This window comes from Labrys sp. WJW, assembly GCF_001676615.1.
GTDB lineage: Bacteria > Pseudomonadota > Alphaproteobacteria > Rhizobiales > Labraceae > Labrys > Labrys sedimenti.
Genome location: NZ_LYXZ01000053.1, coordinates 21739 through 40064 on the forward strand (window position 1 = coordinate 21739; position 18326 = coordinate 40064).

General features: G+C 64.8%; 17 protein-coding genes. 6 read left to right on the forward strand and 11 right to left on the reverse strand.

The genetic code is table 11. The annotated features are described in order from the left end of the window. Window positions 1-23 precede the first annotated feature (23 nt). The 6 genes from BA190_RS27275 to BA190_RS27300 form a co-directional block, all read right to left on the reverse strand. Window positions 24-1286 carry a mandelate racemase/muconate lactonizing enzyme family protein gene (locus BA190_RS27275; RefSeq protein ID WP_245314969.1) on the reverse strand — a complete coding sequence of 421 codons (1263 nt, stop codon included), beginning with the start codon at window positions 1284-1286 and terminating at the stop codon, window positions 24-26. A 72-nt stretch (window positions 1287-1358) separates the two neighbouring features. Next, window positions 1359-2471, reverse strand: coding sequence for an ABC transporter permease (locus BA190_RS27280; protein WP_068295505.1), 1113 nt, complete (start codon window positions 2469-2471; stop codon window positions 1359-1361). 1 nt (window position 2472) lies between these two features. Then, complete coding sequence (locus BA190_RS27285) at window positions 2473-3657, reverse strand: ABC transporter permease (RefSeq protein ID WP_068295507.1); 1185 nt, start codon at window positions 3655-3657, stop codon at window positions 2473-2475. After that, entirely contained in the window at window positions 3654-5381 is a 1728-nt protein-coding gene (locus BA190_RS27290) for an ATP-binding cassette domain-containing protein (RefSeq protein ID WP_068295509.1), read from the reverse strand. Before BA190_RS27290 ends, BA190_RS27285 begins: the two co-directional genes overlap by 4 nt. 12 nt (window positions 5382-5393) lie before the next feature. Next, a complete protein-coding gene (hlyD, locus tag BA190_RS27295; RefSeq protein ID WP_068295511.1) occupies window positions 5394-6419 on the reverse strand; it encodes a secretion protein HlyD in 1026 nt (341 codons plus the stop codon). Continuing rightward, window positions 6416-7114, reverse strand: a complete 699-nt coding sequence (locus BA190_RS27300; protein ID WP_068295680.1) for a CerR family C-terminal domain-containing protein — start codon at window positions 7112-7114, stop codon at window positions 6416-6418. Before BA190_RS27300 ends, hlyD begins: the two co-directional genes overlap by 4 nt. A gap of 312 nt (window positions 7115-7426) precedes the next feature. Between BA190_RS27300 and BA190_RS27305 the strand changes: the two genes are divergently transcribed. After that, window positions 7427-8251 carry a DeoR/GlpR family DNA-binding transcription regulator gene (locus tag BA190_RS27305; RefSeq protein ID WP_068295682.1) on the forward strand — a complete coding sequence of 275 codons (825 nt, stop codon included), beginning with the start codon at window positions 7427-7429 and terminating at the stop codon, window positions 8249-8251. Between the two features lie 3 nt (window positions 8252-8254). Here BA190_RS27305 and BA190_RS37095 read toward each other — a convergent pair whose 3' ends face one another. The 3 genes from BA190_RS37095 to BA190_RS27315 are packed head-to-tail and all read right to left on the reverse strand — an operon-like array spanning window position 8255 to window position 10465. Continuing rightward, entirely contained in the window at window positions 8255-8386 is a 132-nt protein-coding gene (locus BA190_RS37095; RefSeq protein ID WP_256390554.1) for a hypothetical protein, read from the reverse strand. Between the two features lie 40 nt (window positions 8387-8426). Further along, complete coding sequence (locus BA190_RS27310) at window positions 8427-9059, reverse strand: response regulator transcription factor (RefSeq protein WP_068295513.1); 633 nt, start codon at window positions 9057-9059, stop codon at window positions 8427-8429. After that, window positions 9056-10465, reverse strand: coding sequence for a histidine kinase (locus BA190_RS27315; protein WP_068295515.1), 1410 nt, complete (start codon window positions 10463-10465; stop codon window positions 9056-9058). The genes BA190_RS27310 and BA190_RS27315 overlap by 4 nt, the downstream gene beginning before the upstream one ends. Before the next feature lie 238 nt (window positions 10466-10703). On the opposite strand from BA190_RS27315, the gene BA190_RS27320 reads away from it, so the two are divergent. From BA190_RS27320 to BA190_RS27335, 4 genes are all read left to right on the forward strand, one after another. Beyond that, on the forward strand, window positions 10704-11453 hold the full coding sequence (locus BA190_RS27320; RefSeq protein ID WP_068295517.1) for a MotA/TolQ/ExbB proton channel family protein: 750 nt from the start codon (window positions 10704-10706) through the stop codon (window positions 11451-11453). Beyond that, entirely contained in the window at window positions 11450-12082 is a 633-nt protein-coding gene (locus BA190_RS27325) for a hypothetical protein (RefSeq protein ID WP_068295519.1), read from the forward strand. Before BA190_RS27320 ends, BA190_RS27325 begins: the two co-directional genes overlap by 4 nt. Before the next feature lie 27 nt (window positions 12083-12109). Next, window positions 12110-12703 (forward strand): hypothetical protein, encoded by a 594-nt coding sequence (locus BA190_RS27330; RefSeq protein WP_068295521.1) that lies wholly within the window; start codon window positions 12110-12112, stop codon window positions 12701-12703. 83 nt (window positions 12704-12786) lie between these two features. Further along, complete coding sequence (locus tag BA190_RS27335; protein ID WP_068295523.1) at window positions 12787-13239, forward strand: hypothetical protein; 453 nt, start codon at window positions 12787-12789, stop codon at window positions 13237-13239. A 90-nt stretch (window positions 13240-13329) separates the two neighbouring features. Here BA190_RS27335 and clpA read toward each other — a convergent pair whose 3' ends face one another. Further along, on the reverse strand, window positions 13330-15750 hold the full coding sequence (clpA, locus tag BA190_RS27340; RefSeq protein ID WP_068295526.1) for an ATP-dependent Clp protease ATP-binding subunit ClpA: 2421 nt from the start codon (window positions 15748-15750) through the stop codon (window positions 13330-13332). Between the two features lie 10 nt (window positions 15751-15760). Then, window positions 15761-16093 carry an ATP-dependent Clp protease adapter ClpS gene (gene clpS / locus BA190_RS27345; protein ID WP_082980075.1) on the reverse strand — a complete coding sequence of 111 codons (333 nt, stop codon included), beginning with the start codon at window positions 16091-16093 and terminating at the stop codon, window positions 15761-15763. A 465-nt stretch (window positions 16094-16558) separates the two neighbouring features. Here clpS and BA190_RS27350 point away from each other — a divergent pair, with 465 nt between their 5' ends. Further along, on the forward strand, window positions 16559-18190 hold the full coding sequence (locus BA190_RS27350) for an SPOR domain-containing protein (RefSeq protein ID WP_156771726.1): 1632 nt from the start codon (window positions 16559-16561) through the stop codon (window positions 18188-18190). Window positions 18191-18326 lie beyond the last annotated feature (136 nt).

The window sequence follows — 18326 nt, forward strand, 5'->3', positions numbered from 1 at the left end:
TGAATGGTCGCCAGGGAGGCTCCTCAGCGCAGAGGCAGTCGCTTGTAGCGGCCCGGTTCTTCCGGGTCGTGATGCTGGCTGTAGGGCCCTTCCTCCAGGAATAGCCTGTGGCAAAAGGCAAGCTTGTCCTTCGACAGGGTGACGCCGAGGCCGGGTCCCTCCGGCACGGCGACGAGATTGTCGACGGGCGCGAAGACGCCCTCCTCCACCACGTCATAGGGCTGCATGCGGAAGAGCGACTGGCTGGGCTCGCGCAGATGCGAGAAGGCGGCGCTCAGATGCAGATAGACGGCACTGCCGATGCCGGTATTGGCGCTGTAGCACCAGAAATCGATGCCCATCGCCTCGCAGGCGCCGATGAAGCGCACCGTGCGGCCGATGCCGCCATGCACGTTGACGTCGGTGACGATGGCATCGGGCACGCCGAGCGCCACGGCCTTCTGGATATCGACATTGTGCCCGGAGAACGGAATGGCGGTGTGCCGGCGCAGCGCCGCCATCTCCTCGAAGGTGGCGCAGGGCTCTTCCCAGTTGCGGATGTCGAGCTCCTCGATACGGCTGGCGATGCGCTTGGCCTCGGTCACCGAATAGGCCATGTTGGAATCGATGCGGATGATCGCATCGGGCCCCAATTGCCGGCGCATCAGCCTGAGCGCCTCGATGCTCGGCTCGGGATCCCTAGTGCAGAGCTTGCCCTCGAAGACGGTGGTGCCGAACCGTTCCTTCAGGCCGACGCAATAGTCCGCCACGGCTTCCGGCGTGAGTTCCCCGCCCTTGCCGTTCCTGGCCTGGCGGAAGCCGAAATAATCGGCGAAGGCGATCTTCTTGCGCACGGCCCCACCGAGCAGGTCGTAGAGCGGGCGTCCCGTCGCCTTGCCCTTGATGTCCCACAGCGCCGTCTCGATGGCGGCGAAGGCCCGGATGGTGGCAAAGTCGACATTGGAGGTCACGCCGCGCCAGCTCGGCAGGCAGACGAGTTCGGCGCCGGCGATGTCATGGGCATCGCGCCCGATCAGGCCGGGCGCCAGGCGGTCGACGATGGCGCAGGCGTGCCAGGATGCCGCCTCCCCCAGCCCGATGATGCCCTCGTCCGTCTCCACCTCGACCACGCAGCGCGAGGAGCCCGGCAGCCAGCCGAAGGACCACCAGTATGGCGCCTCGATCGGCAGGTTGATCGGCGTGGCGCGGATGGCGGTGATCTTCATGGGATGGGGGATCCTGGCGGTAGCGAAGAAGAAGCAGTGGCTCGGATGGGAGTGATTGGCAAGATCTTGGAGCGCGGACATCCTGTCCGCTCTTGGAGACCCCACGCGGATGGGAGGAAAAGGGCGGACAGGATATCCGCGCTCCTTAAAGCCTCACTCCAGCCGGCGACGGAACAGCCAGCTCGCTGTGCCCAGCGAAACGGCCGCGATGACCGCCATTGGCCAGGTATTGGCGAGCACGGCGTCGAAAGGCAGGTCGCGCAGGAACACGCCCTTCACGATCACCAGGAAATAGCGCAGCGGGTTGATCACCGTCACCGGCTGCAGCCAGGCCGGCATGTTCTCGATCGGCGTGGCGAAGCCGGAGAGCAGCATGGCCGGCACCAGGAAGAGAAAGGCCCCGAGAATGGCCTGCTGCTGGGTGGTCGACAGGGCCGAGATGAACAGGCCGATGCCCGCCACCGCCAGGAGATAGAAGACGGCGCTGCCATAGAGCAGCAACAGCGAGCCCCGTAGCGGCACCCCGAAGATCAGCACGGCAGCCACAATGTAGACGGTAAGATGGAAGGTGCCGATCAGCATGGGTGGCAGCACCTTGCCCAACAGGATTTCATGCGTGCGCAGGGGCGAGACCATCAGCTGGTCGAAGGTGCCGAGCTCCCGCTCGCGCGCGATCGACAAGGCCGTGACGATCAGCCCGATCAGCAGCGCGATGGCGGCCACCAGGTTGGGCACCATGAACCATTGGAAGATCAGGTTCGAATTGAACCAGTTGCGCGCGACCACGTCGATGGCCCGCCCGCCGGCTGCCTTGCCAAGGGCGGTATCGGCAGCGAGGCCGGCGGCGATCTGGTTGAGATAGCCCGCCACGATCTGGGAGGCATTGGACTTGCGGCCGTCGAGCACGAGCCCGAGCTCGGCCGGCCGGCGCGCCTCGATGTCGCGCGAGAAGGCGGGGCCGATCTCGATGGCGGCAATCACCTCCTGCCCGTCGATGGCGGTGCGCAGTTCGGCTGGGTCCTGCGTCCGTCGGACGGAGCGGAAGGTGGGCGAGCCCTCGACGCGCCGGATCAGCTCCTGGCTCCAGGCGCCGTTGTCGCGGTTGAGCACGAGAATGTCGACATTCTTCACCTCCAGCGTAGCGGCGAAGGAAAACACCAGGAGCTGGAGGATGGGCGGCACCACCAGGATGATGCGGCTCTTGGGATCGCGCAGGATGCCCAGCAACTCCTTGATGATCAGGGCCCTGAGGCGCGCCAGTCCCATCTCAGCCGATCCTCTTGCGGGTGCTGCGGGCCGCAGCCAGGAAGAAGACGAAGCCGATGAACAGCATCACCGCGATGGCCTGGAGGAACATCGGCCAGATGTCGCCGGCCAGGAACACCGACTGCAGGCTGGGGATCAAATAGCGCACGGGCAGGATCAAGGTGAGCCACTGGATCACCTGGGGCATCGAATTGATCTCGAACAGGAAGCCGGAGAGCAGGAAGGCGGGCAGGAAGGCCGAAATCAGGGCGAGCTGCGAGGCCAGGAACTGGTTCTTGGTGGCGGCCGAGATCAGGAGCCCTTGTCCAAGCGCCGGGATCAGGAAGCTCGCCGACAGGGCATAGAGCGCCAGCACAGAGCCCCGGAACGGCACGCCGAAAAGCAGGACCGCCACCAGCACGCACAGGGTCATCGAAGCCAGGCCGAGCAGGAAATAGGGTATGAGCTTGCCGGCCAGCAGTTCGGCGGCGCTGACGGGCGTCGCCATCATCGCCTCCATGGTGCCGCGTTCCCATTCGCGGGCCACCACCAGCGAGGTCAACAACGTGCCGATCAGCGCCATGACGATGGCGATGGAGCCGGGAACCAGGAAGTTGCGACTGGTCAGCTCCGGGTTGAACCAGAAGCGTTGCTCCACCTCGATCGCCGGCTGGCCGAGACCGCGCTCGCCACCCCGGATCGCCGCCCAGCTGGCGACGACCCCGCGGGCATAGTTCTGCACGAAATTCGCATTGTTCGGGTCCGAGCCATCGACCAGGACCTGGATCGCCGGCCCGGCGGCGGAGGCGAAATCGGCGGCGAAGGTTGAGGGAATGACGACGATACCCTTGATCCGACCGAGGATCAGTGCCTCCTCGAAGTCGCGCCGGTCATGCCCCTGCTCGACCTCGAAATAACCCGAGGCCTGGAAACTCGCGGCAATGTCGCGGGTGAGCGGCGAAGGATCCTCGACGACCAGCCCCACCCGGGTGCGGGTGGCATCGAGCGACACGCCATAGCCGAAGATGAAAAGCAGGATCAGCGGCAGCACGAAGGCGATCAGGATGGAGCTGGGATCGCGGACGATCTGATAGCTTTCCTTGCGGACCAGGGCTGAAAAGCGCCGCAGCCTGGCGGAGCGGTCCGCTGCGACGGGCGACGACGCGGTTTGCCCGGCAACGGAGGATACCGGTTTGTGGTCGCTCATGCCGCCTTGGCCTCCGAACCCTGAACCAGCGCGACGAAGGCATCTTCCATGGTCGGATCGGGATTGGCGGCATCGGCCACCCGCGCTTTGAGTTCATCGGGCGAGCCCAGCGCGATGGAGCGCCCGCGATAGATAAGCGAGATGCGGTCGCAATATTCGGCCTCGTCCATGAAATGGGTGGTGACCAGCACGGTCACGCCCTTTTCGACCAGCGCGTTGATATGGGTCCAGAATTCGCGCCGCGTGATCGGATCGACCCCCGAGGTGGGCTCGTCGAGGAAGAGCGCCTTGGGTTCATGCATGACGGCGCAGGCCAGCGCCAGGCGCTGCTTGAGGCCGAGCGGCAGATCCTTGGCGGACATGCCCCTTCGTGGGCCGAAATCGAAGATCTCGGTCATCAGCTCGATGCGCTGGCGCTTGCGCGCGCCGGTCAGGCCGTAGACGCCGGCAAAGAAGGCGAGGTTCTGCGCCACGCTGAGATCGCCATAGAGCGAGAATTTCTGGGCCATGTAGCCCAGGCGGTTGCGCGCCTCGGCCGAGTCCCGCCTGAGGTCGAAGCCGGCGACCCGCCCCTCGCCGCCGGTGGGCTTGAGCAAGCCGCACAGCATCTTGAAGGTGGTGGACTTGCCGGCGCCGTTCGGCCCCAAGAGCCCGAAGATCTGCCCGCGCGGGATCTCGAAGGAAATATCCTGCGCCGCGGCGAAATCGCCGAAATGCTTGGTCAGGCCGCGCGCCTCGATCACGGGCCTGCCCTCCTCGACGGGCAGTGCCTGGGTCGCCTCGGCCAGCCGCGAGCGCCCGCCGGGGCCGCCACCGAGCAGATCGACGAAGGCATCCTCGAAGCGCGGCTGGATCGGTTGGGGCTTTGCACGGGCGCCCGCGGCGCGCGCCGCCTCCTCGGCGAGCCCTGCCCCCTCCCCGGTCACCAGCCGGATAGCCTGGCCCTGAATGACACCGTCGACGATCCCCGGCACGGCAAGCGCCCGCGACAGGGCCGGACGGCGGCGGCCCTCGATATCGCCGAGCCGGAACACCCGGCCTTCGACCTTGCCGGTGAGTTCGGAAGGCACGCCGGCAAACAGCAGCTTGCCCCGGTTCAGCAACAAGACACGGTCGCAGGCCTGGGCCTCGTCGAGATAGGCGGTGGACCAGACCACGCCGATGCCCTCGCGGGTGAGGTCCTCCACCATCTTCCACAGATCGCGCCGCGAGATCGGATCGACGCCGACGCCCGGCTCATCCAGCAGCAGCAGGCGCGGCTTCTTGAGAAGCGCACAGGCCAGGCCCAGCTTCTGCTTCATGCCGCCGGACAGCCGCCCTGCCAGGCGGGTGGTAAAGGCGGCCAGATCGGTGAAGGTGAGAAGTTCGTCGAAGATGGCGGCGCGTTCGCTTTTCGGCAGCCCGCGCAGATCGGCGTAGAGATCGAGGTTTTCCTGAACCGAAAGGTCCTCGTAGAGGCCGAAGCGCTGGGGCATGTAGCCGATCGCAGCCTGGATCGAAGCCGCGTCGCGGGCGGTGTCGAAGCCGAGCACCGTCAGGCTGCCTTCATCGGGCAGCATCAGGCCGGTCATCAGGCGGATCAGCGTGGTCTTGCCCGCGCCGTCGGGGCCGACCAGCCCGGTGATCTCACCCGGCCGGATCGAGGCCTCGATGCCGTCGAGAGCCTGGATCGCCTCGCCGAAATGCTTGCTGACACCGGAAATCTGGACGACCGCATCGGTCATGCGCGTTGCCTTTCAGGGCTTGCCGCCATCCACCGCCGCTCCATCGGACAGGCGTACCGTCACCGGCATGCCCTGCAGGAGCGCGCTGTCGGGCTCGTCGACCACGATGCGCAGGCGATAGACCAGATCGGTGCGCAGTTCCGGCGTCTCCACCGTCTTCGGCGTGAACTCGGCCACCGGCGAGATGAAGCCGACGCGGCCCTTGTAGCGCTTGGCCGGATCGGTATCCGAGCGCACCTCCACCATTGTGCCGGTATGGACACGTCCAAGATCGGTTTCAGCGATGAAGGCCCGGACCCAGACCGGCTTGGTGAGCGACAGCACGAAAGCGATGTCGTTGGGGGCAAGGATCGCGCCCTTCTCGTGGACGCGCGAAAGGATGACACCATCGGCCGGAGCGACCAGGGTGGCATCGCCAACGGTCGTCCGGGCCGAAGCGAGATTGGCCTCGGCCGCCTCCAGGCTGGCCTTGGCGGCGGCGATGTCCTCCGAGCGCGTGCCCTGCTCCAGCAGGGTCAAGGCTTCCCTGGCCGCGTTGACCCGGGCCCGCGCCGCGTCGCGGGCGGCGACCGCCTGGTCGAGCCCGCCCTGGGAGACGGTGCCGCTCGGCCGAAGCTGGAAGGAGCGGGTGTAGCTCTGTTCGGCATTGATGAGATCGGCCTGGCGTTCGGCGAGGACGGCCTTGGCCTGAGCGATCTCGGCGGCGCGCGGCCCGGCCTCGAGCTTGGCGAGCGTGGCGCGCTGGCTGGCTGCCTGGGCCTGCGCCACCTCGACCAGGTCCTGATACGGCCTGACATCCAGCCGGGCGAGCGTATCGCCGGCCTTCACGCTGTCGCCCTCGTCCACCAGCGTCTCGGCGAGCCTGCCGCTGACACGAAAACCGAGCTGCACCTGCCGGATGTCGACATTGCCATAGAGCACCAATTCCTTCCCAGCACGCTCGACCCAGCCCATGCGCTGGGGTAGATCGAACCACCAGCCGACGAAGCCGGCACCGGCAATTGCGAGCAAGACGGCGGGAATGGCGGCCTTCTTCATGAGCGGCCTCCTTCCGCGGCCAGCGCGGCGACGAGTTCACCCGCATGGCGCCGCACGGTTTCGACCTCGTCGGCGCCGATGGTGTCCCAGGCGAGATGGCGCTTCACGGCCGCATGCGCGACCCGGAAGACCATCAGGCCGCCGAGCAGGGAGAGAGTGCGCAATCTGACGTGGCGGGAAGCCCCGTCCTCGCCGAGCACGATGCCCACCAGCATGGTTGCCGCCTCGAGCATGGGCTTCATCACCTGAGAAAAGATACGCTCGAAAGCCTCCGTCGGTTCCATCTGCTCGCGGATGAGGAAGCGCGCCAACGGCTCGGATATCGGCCCGATGAACAGGGTCGCCATGGTCTGCGTCAGCTCGGTCAGGAAGGCCCGGGCCTCCTGCCGGTCGATTGCCCCGCCACCGCTCGCTGCTTCGGCAAGTCGGGCCCGGACACGTCCGCCCAGCCCACCGACATGCGACGAAATCAGGCCGGCGATATGATCGGCGGTGGCGAGATAGAGCCCCTCCTTGGAGCCGAAATAATAGGTGATCGCCTGCAGATTGACGCCGGCGGCATCCGCCAGCATGCGGGTCGAAGCGCCGTCGAAGCCATAACGGCCAAACACGCCGATCGAGGCATCGAGCAGCTTCTCGCGGGTGGCATCGCCACGGCCGTTCGAAGCCGGAGGGGAGGATTGTTTCTTGACCATGATGCAACCCATAGACGAAAACAGCATTTAAGTCAATCGATTGAATTATTCCATGGAAATGCGGCCCCCGGCGCAGATGGAATCTGCACGGCGTCGATGCCGACCTGCCATCACGCGATCCCGTGACATCCGATATGGAGACGATGAATTGCCGTTTTGACCGCACACCAGATCCGCCCCAGCTGTCGGCGGGCGGGGCTCCGCGACATCGCACCGGGCGAGTTGGTAGCCATGGCCTTGGGGCGACATTTTCCTTGAAACATTTCCGCGGGGATGGACATTGGCAATCCGGGGCGAAACGAAGCAGGCCAGATGACGCAATTCGACGAACATGCGCTGGGCGACGGCACCAAGAAATCGAACCGGCAGGCCGAACTGCTGCGGCTGCTCGAGCGCAGCCACTATCTCTCGATCGAGGAAATCGCCGAACGTTTTGCCGTGACGACGCAGACCGCCCGCCGGGATATCGTCGCACTGGAAGCCATCGGCCAGGTGCGCCGCCTGCACGGCGGTGCCACGATCGCCACACCGGTGGATGCCATCACGCGACGCCAGCGCCGCATCGAGAATGCCTCGCAGAAAGCTCAGGTCGCCACCCTTGTTGCCCAGGTCATTCCGGACGGAGCCGCCGTCTTCATGGACACCGGAACGACCTGCGAGGCGATCGCCTACGCGCTGCTGCAGCGGCGAGACCTGCGGATCGTCACCTACAGCCTGCGGGTGGCCACCATCTTCAGCGAGAATTCCAATTTCGCCCTGGCGATTCCCGGCGGCTTCGTGCGACCGGTGGATGGTGGCGTCTTCCGCGAGGATACGGCCGACTACATCCGCCGCTTCAAGTTCGACTTTGCCGTGATCTCGGTCAGCAGCATCGACCAGGCCGGCGATATCTGCGACGACGACCTTGCGGAGGTCTCGGCCGTCACCGCCGCCCTGGCACAGACCGAGCGCACCATCCTGGCCGTGGACAGCACGAAATTCGGCAAGCGCGCGCTGGTCAGGCTCGGTTCGCTCGAAGATGTCGACATCCTGGTCAGCGACGACATTCCCGCCCCCTTTCGCGACAGGGTGCACCGAAGCGGCGTGGAAACCCGTGTCGCCGTCGCGGACGCGCAGGAAGCCCCTCTCGAATTGTAGCGGTCAGCGTCGCCTCGCAGCCAATAACCGTGACATGACGGCAGCGTTGATGCCGTGGTCTGTGAACATCAGCACGGCGGCGCCGGAAGAGGCATCACCCGTCTCGGCGATGCCAGGCTGCCGTACCGAGCGCATGGGCACCACCAATTCTGGTTGTTTCGGTCCGGGACTTGCATCAGACCAGCTTGGCATCGATGGCCAGCCACACGAGATGGGCATCGTTGCGGGCACCGAGCTTGGTCTTGATCTGATAATGGTAATTGCGAACCGTCTTGAGGCTGAGATGCATGGATGTGCTGATCGCCTCGGCCGACCAGCCCGATGCGACCAGGCGCAGAATCTCGGTCTCGCGCGGGCTGAGCTCGGCCAGCGGCGATGAGGCATGGGTAAGGCGTTCGGCCGCGATCTCGCGCGCCACGTCATTGCTCATCGCCCGTTCGCCCTTGGCCACCAGGGCAACGGAATTGACGAGCTCGGCGGCATCGCTGCCCTTGGTGACATAGCCGGCGGCCCCCGCCTCGAACGCCTTGAGGGCGAAAGCGGCCCCGCTGTGCATGGTAAAGATGAGAACCCGGGCGGCATGATCCCATTGGCGGATATGGCGCAAGGCTTCGATGCCGCTGAGGCCCGGCAGGGAAAGATCCATCACCACCACGTCGGGCTTGGCTTTCCGGTAGGCCTCATAGGCCGAAACGGCATCGCTGGCTTCGGCCACCACGCGATAGCCGGGCACCTTTTCGAGCAGCCGCCGATACCCCTCCCTGACGACGGGATGGTCATCCACCAGCAGGATGCTGAGATCGCTCATGCCGGGACAGGCTGGGCCGGGCCGCGCATCCGATTGGCGCGATCCGCAAGCAACGGAATGATTGCAGCGATGCGAACGCCGTGTCGCGCCTGGCCGATGGAAAGGCTTCCGCCCAGTGCCGTCACCCGTTCCCGCATGCCGAGAATTCCATGCCCGGCCTCCATGGTCAGCCGTAGCGGATTGCCGCCGCCGTCATCCTCGACGCTGAGCTCGACAGCGCCCCCCTCCTGCAGGCCTGTTCGCTTGACGAACAGGCGGATATCGCGCGGCTTGCCGTGGCGCGCGGCATTGGTCAGGCATTCCTGTGCAATGCGATAGATGCTGAGGGCGATGGCGTGCGGAAGGCCGGTGAGATTGCCGGCGATATCAAGGTGGAATCGGGCGCGCGTGGTGTTGCCTACATTCCAGCCAGCCACGAGTTGGGCCAGACTGGCCTCCAGGCCCAGTTCCTCGAGTTCCTGCGAACGCAACCGTTGCAGGGTGCCGCGCAAGGTCGCATTCATCCGCCGGGTCACTTCGGCGATGGATCGAGCGTCCTTGGCAATCTCCGGCCGGTCCTCAGCCTCCAATTCGATGGCGCCCGCAAGGGCATTGACGGCCGCCAGACACTGGCCGAATTCGTCATGGAGATCGCGCGCCAGCGTGCGTCGTTCCTCCTCTTGCACCTGGAACAGGCGGTTGGTGAGGGCGACGCGCTGGGCCGTGGTTTCGGCCAAACGGCAAGTGAGATCGTTCAAGGCGCCGGCGATGCGATCGAATTCCGCCGTCCGGTAGCCCGGCAGACGATAGCCGTAATCCCCGCGTTCGAGGCGGCGCAGGCCGGCGACGATGGCACGCGCCGGCAGAAGGGACTGGCCGATAAAAAGCCCGGCGAGCACGCCGATGGCGACCGCCAGCAGGCCCGCCACGCTGAGCACGATGGTGATGCGGTCCCAGGCCAGCCGCACGGCGGCACCGTGGTCGGGCACGGCCTCGATCGTGCCGGCCTGACGCTGGCGGTCACTGAGGGGGCGCTCGACGGCCTGGTTGGGCCCGAACAGCCAGTCATAGGACGTTTCGAACCAGGCCGGCGCGGGACGGCCGATCGTCTCGAGCTGGCTGCACAGGCGCCGGGGGGCTTCCTGGCCGAGCGTGACGGTTATGCATATGCCCGGCGAAATCACCTTCATCGTCACGATGGTGTTCCAATCGGGCAAGGGCAGGATGAGGTTGCGCGAAAGTCCGCCGCGCCAGAGCAGCTCGCGCCAATAGAGAGCTTCCAGCGCTTTGGAGACCCGCTCGGCCGAGGCGCGTGTCTCCGTTTCGGTGGCATGGCGCGTATCGTGCAAGACCCAGCCGATGGCACAGGCGAGGCAGAGAACGATGGCGGCTGCGAGCCGCAAAACCAGATGACCGAAGAGGTTCATGGCTCACTCTTGCTGGATCGACCCCCTCGAATAGTGAGCATGGCCCACAGGGCTGGCAAGCACAAAGGCGGCGAGACGACGCCCGGAAGCCAATGTCGGGCAAAATGCCCAAATGAGATCGGGACCTCTACCCAGGCTGTCGGCTTTCACCGTTGCTAGCCTGGAACATGATCCATCGATCCATAGCAACCGTCAGCAAGTCCCGTGAATCCAAACGTCCAATGAGTCCGACCGTCCCATGAGCGAGCGTCAACCGCGCCTTTCCGGTGGAGATCCCCTGCTGCCCTGGCTCATCTTTACCGGCGTCAGCATCTTCGCCTTCCTCGTACTCTGGTATTTTGGCTTCATCGCCAAGATGATCGACGAGGACAGGACCTATATCTCCGTTGTCATCGTCCTCCTCTATATCGCAAGCAGTCTGCATTGCCTGTGGCGCATCGTTTTCATCGGGCGCGAGGGGGAGGCTGCCCGCCGCACGGCCCAGTGGGTCATTCGAGGTGGCAAGTCCGCCCTGGCGACCTTGGGTTCGGTGCCCGACGGAAAGCTTGGGCAAGGCCTGGTCGCCGGCCACATACGCGACCTCGTCACCAAGGCCGACCTGCAAGGCTCGGCCCGCCTCGACCAGACCTTGCTGTTGCGTGTCCTCGCCGACCGGCTGCGGGGTTCCAACCGCTATGGTGCCTTTGCCAGCGATACGTTGATGAAGCTCGGGCTGCTCGGCACCATCGTCGGCTTCATCATGATGCTGGCTCCGATCGCCGGGCTCGACACCGACAGCAAGGAAGCCGTGCGCAGTTCGATGTCGCTGATGAGCGGGGGCATGGCGGTCGCCATGTACACCACGCTGGTAGGCCTGATCGGTTCGATCATGATCAAGGTGCAATATCATTTCCTCGACGGCGCCACCTCGCGCATCTTCTCCTTCGCGGTCGATCTCACCGAAGTCCATGTGATTTCGGCGCTGGAAGCGCAAAGGGCGCCGGGATGATCGATGACTTCGATCTCCACGGACGGGAAGAAGCCTTCGACCCGTTCAGCGTGGTGCTGTTCAAGGCCCTGCAGGTCATCGCCTTCCTGTTCTTCGTGGTGTTCATCATCATTTCCCCCAAGGCCAATGAGGGCAAGGTCGACAGCAAGGCCGAGTTCATCATCACCATGGATTGGCCCGACAATCATCCCGACGACATGGACATCTTCGTCCAGGATCCGCTCGGCAACATCGCCTGGTACCGCCGGCGCGAAGCGGGTTTCCTGGTGCTCGACCGCGACGATCGCGGCGGCCTCAACGATTTCGTCATGGTCAACGGGCGCAAGCAACAGACCAAGGTGCGCGAGGAGCTCGTCAGCATTCGCGGTTTCGTCGCCGGCGAATACACCGTGAACGTCTATCACTTCACCGCCCTGACCAAGCAGCCGGTGCCGGTGACGGTAACGGTGCAAAAGCTCAATCCGGTCGCCAAGATCGTCGCCCGGGAGACGATTGAAACGGCTGACGGGGGAAGCGAGCAGACCGCCATACGCTTCACCATGGACGCGCAGGGCGAGGTCACCGGCACCAGCCGGGAGGCCAAGTCGATCTTGCGCAGCATGCACAATGCCTGGAGCAAGAATCTATGACCGCGGCAATGACGGTGGGCGGCGATCATGCTTGAGACCAACCTGCTCTGCCTGGTGCTCGCCTATGTCTTTCTCAGCCTCCTGATGCTCACCGTGCTGATCGGGCTGGCATTGCCGCGTCTGGTCAAGATCGGCGCGATCGTCGTGGCGAGCCTGTTCTATGTCGTCGTGTTCTTCTCGATGCAAGGCTTGCTGGGCTGGTCGGCCCCCGTCGGCGTGCCGGCCCGCTTTCAGGTGCTGTGGACGAGGATCGTCGAACCCAATGTCGTCCAGGGCGAAACCGGTGCCATCCATCTCTGGCTCGAGGAGCTGGATGCGGCCAACCTGCCGACCGGCGAGCCGCGCGCCTATCGCCTGCCTTATACGACGAACCTCGCCGGCCGGGTGGCCAAGGCGCAAAAGGAGATCGAGAAGGGCAATCTGCAGGGGGGACGCGCGGAATTTTTCGGAACGGGAGCATCGCAAAGCGTCCCCACCGGCCCGCTGCAAACCGGAGCACCGCCCGGAGGGGATCCTTCCGGCGGCGGCCTGTTCGACCCGGCTTTTCTCGGCGGGCAATCGCGCAACGTCGATCTCGTGCCGCTACCGAAACCGGCGTTGCCGCCGAAGGACATGCCCTGACACTGCCTTGCCGTTCATCGCGGCAGCGACGCTGCCTTCCATGATCTGAACCATGCGGTCTTCAACAGAATTGGAAATGGGACATGCCGGACACGAAGGACGACAATGTCCAGGGCAAACTTCTTCTGAGGGGCGGAGCCCTTTGGCTCATCGTTGCCCTTGTCCTTGCCTGGTGCCTGGTGGGACTGGCCTTGCAACTCCCGGGATTCGGTGCTGTCTTCCCCGGAAAATATCAGCGTGTCCTGCAGGCGCATATCGACTTTCTCTTGATGAGCGCGCTGCTTTTGGGCTTCTACGGCACCAGGATCGCGCTGCCATGGCATGTCCGCTGGGCCATGGTCATCGGTGCGTTCACAAATTCGATGCTCTTCCTGCTGATGGCCATCTTTCCTGCCCTGGACCCGACCGGCCCGTCGCCCGTCACGGGATTTGCCAGCACGATTTTCATCGGCCTCAATCTGTTGAGCTTCTTGATCACCAGCTATGGCTTTGGGCGTGGAGCCGTCCTGGCCTTGCGATCGACCTTCACACGCTGATCGCTCTTTCAACCGGCCAAACGACGAGGGGGTGAAACGCCGGTGCGTTTCACCCCCTCGGATGTTCGGTAGCCGTCCTTGCGAGGCAGGCTATTCCGCGCCGGCCGGTGCGTCGGGCTCGCGCTGCGGCGGCCCCTTCGGCTTGGCCTTGGGCTTCTTGGCCGAGGCCTGGCTGTTGTCGGCCACCACCGGTTCGGGCTTGGGCTTGGCCGGGCCTGCGGGATATTCGAAGCCCAGTTCCTGCTTGCCCTCTTCGTTGGTGACGACCGTCACCCGCACGGCGCCGCCCGATTTCAGCCGACCGAACAGCACCTCGTCGGCCAGCGGCGTCTTGATGGCCTGCTGGATCAGGCGAGCCATCGGCCGGGCGCCCATGAACTCGTCATAGCCATTTGCCACCAACCAGGTACGGGCGTCGTTGGAGAGCTCCACCGCGACATGGCGATCGGCAAGCTGCACTTCGAGCTGCGCGATGAACTTGTCGACGACCTGGCTGACGATCTCCTGCGACAGGTGGTCGAAACCGATGGTCGCATCCAGGCGGTTGCGGAACTCCGGCGTGAACAGGCGGTTGATCGCCTCGGTGTCGTCGCCCTCGCGCTTGTTCTTGGTGAAGCCGAAGGCCGCCTTGGCCAGGTCAGCCGCACCGGCATTGGTGGTCATGATCAGGATCACATTGCGGAAGTCGACGCTCTTGCCGTTGTGATCGGTGAGCTTGCCGTGATCCATCACCTGCAACAGGATGTTGAACAGGTCCGGATGGGCCTTCTCGATCTCGTCCAGCAGCAGCACGCAATGCGGGTTCTGGTCGATGCCGTCGGTGAGCAGGCCGCCCTGGTCGAAGCCGACATAGCCGGGAGGCGCACCGATCAGGCGCGACACCGTATGGCGCTCCATATATTCCGACATGTCGAAGCGCAGGAGGTTGATGCCGAGCACGGAGGCGAGCTGGCGGGCGACTTCGGTCTTGCCGACACCGGTCGGCCCCGAGAACAGATAGTTGCCGATCGGCTTCTCCGGGTCGCGCAGGCCGGCACGGGCCAGCTTGATGGCGGCCGAGAGCTGCTTGATCGCCTTGTCCTGCCCGTAGACCACCCTCTTCAGGTTCGTCTCCAGATTCCGCAGCGTCTCCGTATCGTCCTTCGACACGGTCTTGGGCGGGATGCGGGCCATGGTGGCGATGGTCGCCTCGATCTCCTTGACGCCGATCGTCTTCTTGCGCCGGCTCTCGGTCACCAGCATCTGCGAAGCGCCGGTTTCATCGATGACGTCGATCGCCTTGTCCGGCAGCTTGCGGTCATTGATGTATTTGGCCGACAGCTCCACCGCCGCCTTGATGGCGTCGTTGGTGTAGCGCAGCTTGTGATATTCCTCGTAATAGGGCTTGAGGCCCTTGAGGATCTCGATCGTGTCGGGGATGGAGGGTTCCGCCACGTCGATCTTCTGGAATCGGCGCACCAAGGCGCGGTCCTTCTCGAAATACTGGCGGTATTCCTTGTAGGTGGTCGAGCCGATGCAGCGCAGCAGGCCGGCGGCCAGGGCCGGCTTCAGCAGGTTGGAGGCATCCATGGCGCCGCCCGAGGTGGCGCCGGCGCCGATCACCGTATGGATCTCGTCGATGAACAGGATCGCGCCCGGATAGGCCTCGATCTCCTTCACAACCTGCTTCAGGCGCTCCTCGAAATCACCGCGATAGCGCGTGCCGGCGAGCAGCGTGCCCATGTCGAGCGCGAACACGGTGGCGCCGCGCAGCACTTCCGGCACGTCGCCCTCGATGATGCGGCGCGCAAGGCCCTCGGCGATCGCGGTCTTGCCGACGCCGGGATCGCCGACGAAAAGCGGATTGTTCTTCTGGCGGCGGCAGAGCACCTGGATGGTGCGCGTAATCTCGCTGTCGCGCCCGATCAGCGGGTCGATCTTGCCGTCCCTCGCCTTCTTGTTGAGGTTGACGCAATAGGCGTCGATGGCGTCCTGCTTCTTCTTGGACGCATCCTCGCCATTGGCCGTGGTCTTCGGGCTGTCGCCATCGGTCTCGTCGACGCCGCGCGGAGCCTTGGCTTCCGACAGGCCGGGGCGCTTGGCGATGCCGTGCGAGATGTAGTTCACGGCGTCATAGCGCGTCATGTCCTGCTCCTGCAGGAAATAGGCGGCGTGGCTCTCGCGTTCGGCGAAGATCGCCACCAGCACATTGGCGCCGGTGACTTCCTCGCGGCCCGAGGACTGCACGTGGATGACGGCGCGCTGGATGACGCGCTGGAACCCTGCCGTCGGCTTGGCGTCGTCGCGGCCGTCGGAGACCAGGTTCTCCAGTTCGGTGTCGATATATTCGACCAGGTTGCGCCTGAGGATGTCGAGATCGACATTGCAGGCCCGCATCACAGCCGCCGCGTCCTGGTCCTCGATCAGGGAGAGCAGCAGATGTTCGAGAGTCGCATATTCGTGATGGCGCTGATTGGCAGCGGCCAGAGCGCGATGGAGGGACTGTTCGAGGTGTCTTGAAAAGGATGGCACGATCAGTTCCTCACTTTTCTTCCATGACGCATTGCAGCGGATGCTGATGCTTACGGGCAAAATCCATGACTTGAGTCACCTTGGTCTCAGCGACCTCGTAGGTGTAGATGCCGCATTCTCCCACGCCATTGTGGTGAACATGCAGCATGATGTGGGTGGCACCGTCGCGGTCCTTGTTGAAGAAGCGCTCCAGCACCTCGATGACGAATTCCATCGGGGTATAATCGTCATTCAGCAACAGGACCCGGTAGAGTTTGGGGCGTTTGGTCGCCGGCCGCGTCTTGGTAATCACGGCCGCGTTAGTGCCCTCACCGCCACCTGGAGCGCGGGGCTCGCGGGCCATGCCGATCAGGGGAAACGGCTTGTGCGCGGCGCTCAATGCAATATCCAGAATCGTTGAATCTTCCATTTCGACAACTGCAATCGCCTGCAGCCTAACATGATCTCGACGAGGAAAAAGGCTTCCACGAACTGAATTTATGATCGCCCCCGACTTTCCGCTAGTGCGACAACGCGCAATAATGGGTTCCACGTTCCGAACAGTGGGTGAAGTGCCTCTTTTTCATTCATTCTCAACCAATCAGACAATCATGCGACCAAAATGCCGCGCTGGCTGGGCACTTAACCGATCCGTAACCGCGTCCGCCTAGGTTCATTGACTGTGTCGTCCCTGCAGCGGCACGGTGAGACAGCCTCCCTCCGGCAAAGGGGCGGGGTGAGCCCCGGACGAAGGGCGAATGAGACCACCGGTCTCGCAGGGACATGTAATGGACGGTGCTGTCGCGCCGGTGAGTATTGGGGACTTTGCATGCTATCGCGTTGGATCGGGGGCGGACTGGCCCGGACCACCACAATGGTTGCAGCCGGCTTGGTAGTGTTCACGACAACCCTGGCCTTTCATCCGGATGAAGCGGATGCGCGCCGTCGCGGCCATCATGCCGCCCCGGCGCAGAAAACGATGAAGCATGCGCGCAGCAAGCGCGTCCGCACGGAATCGGCCGCCTCGGCCATTCCCGCCGACATGCGCAACAATCCGCGCTATGCCGCCATCGTGGTCGACGTGAAGACTGGCCGCACGCTTTACGAAGCCTCCCCCGAAGCCTTGAGGCATCCGGCCTCCATCACCAAGGTGATGACGCTCTATCTCCTGTTCGAACAGTTGCAGGCCGGCCGCCTTTCGATGGCGACCGAACTTCCCGTCTCCGCCCATGCCGCCTCCCAGTCCCCCACCAAGCTCGGCCTGCGCGCCGGCCAGACCATTCGCGTCGACGATGCTATCAAAGGCATGGTGACGCGCTCGGCCAATGACGCCGCCGTGGTGGTGGCCGAGGCCCTCGGCGGCTCGGAAGGCAATTTCGCCAACTACATGACGCGCAAGGCCCGTGCCCTCGGCATGTCGCGCACCACCTTCGTCAACGCCTCCGGCCTGCCCGACAACCGGCAGATCACCAGCGCACATGACCTCGCCATCCTCGGCATGGCCATTCAGAAGCGCTTCCCGAACTATTATCGCCTGTTCTCGACCCGCAGCTTCGTCTATCGCGGACGCCCGATCCCGGGCCACAACCGCCTGCTGGGTTCGGTGGAAGGCGTCGACGGCATCAAGACCGGCTACACCAATGCCAGCGGCTTCAACCTCCTGACCTCGGTCAAGCGCAACGACAGGCAATTGGTCGCCGTGGTGATGGGCGGCCGCAGCGCTGCTTCGCGCGACGTCGTGATGCGCCGCCTGATCGACGCCTATTTGCCCGTCGCCTATGCCGGCAACGCCGTCGACCGCTCCGCCACGCAGGTTGCCCGGGCCGAACTCCCAAACGATGCCGAGCCCATGGCAGCGCCGCCCCGTCCGCCGGTTGTCCGGCCGGCCGTCGTCGCTGAAGCGGCGAAGGCCCGCCAGGCCGCGCCGGTGGCGGCACCGATGCCGCCCGAAATCGTCGGGGACGCGGTGCCCGCCTCTGCGCCGCAGGCCCGGCCCCAGCCCGTTCCCGCCAAGCCGGTCATGGCCTTTGCGGCACCCAGCACCCCGAGCATGCGTTGGGTACAGGGCCTCCAGCCGGTCACGACCGCGCCGGCCACGCCGCCCGTTCGCGCCGGCCAGAGCAGCGAGGCCAGCCCCGACACCACCGCCACGGTGCAGAACGTCCGCACCGTTGCCATCACCCGGGATTCGGTCGCCCTCGCCGCGCCGCAGCGCAGCGGCTGGATCATCCAGATCGGCGCGACCGACAGCGAAGGAGCCGCCCGGCAACTGCTGTCCAGCGCCAAGGCAGCCGGCAACAAGGCGCTCTCCTCCGCCCGCCCCTTCACCGAGACGGTCAGCCGCAACGGTTCGACACTGTGGCGGGCACGCTTCGCCGGCTTCAGCGATCAGAACCAGGCCCAGTCGGCCTGCAGCGCCCTCAAGGCGGCTTCCTTCGCCTGCGTCGCCGTGAAGCTCTGATCCCTCGGCAAGAACACGTTCTCCCCATTCGGGCGCGGCCTTCCTCGGATAGGCCGCGCCTTTGTTTTGCGGGAATTGCGCTTTCACACAGAAGGCGGAAGGCAAGGGAGCGATAAACAAGACGCCCTGCGATTCA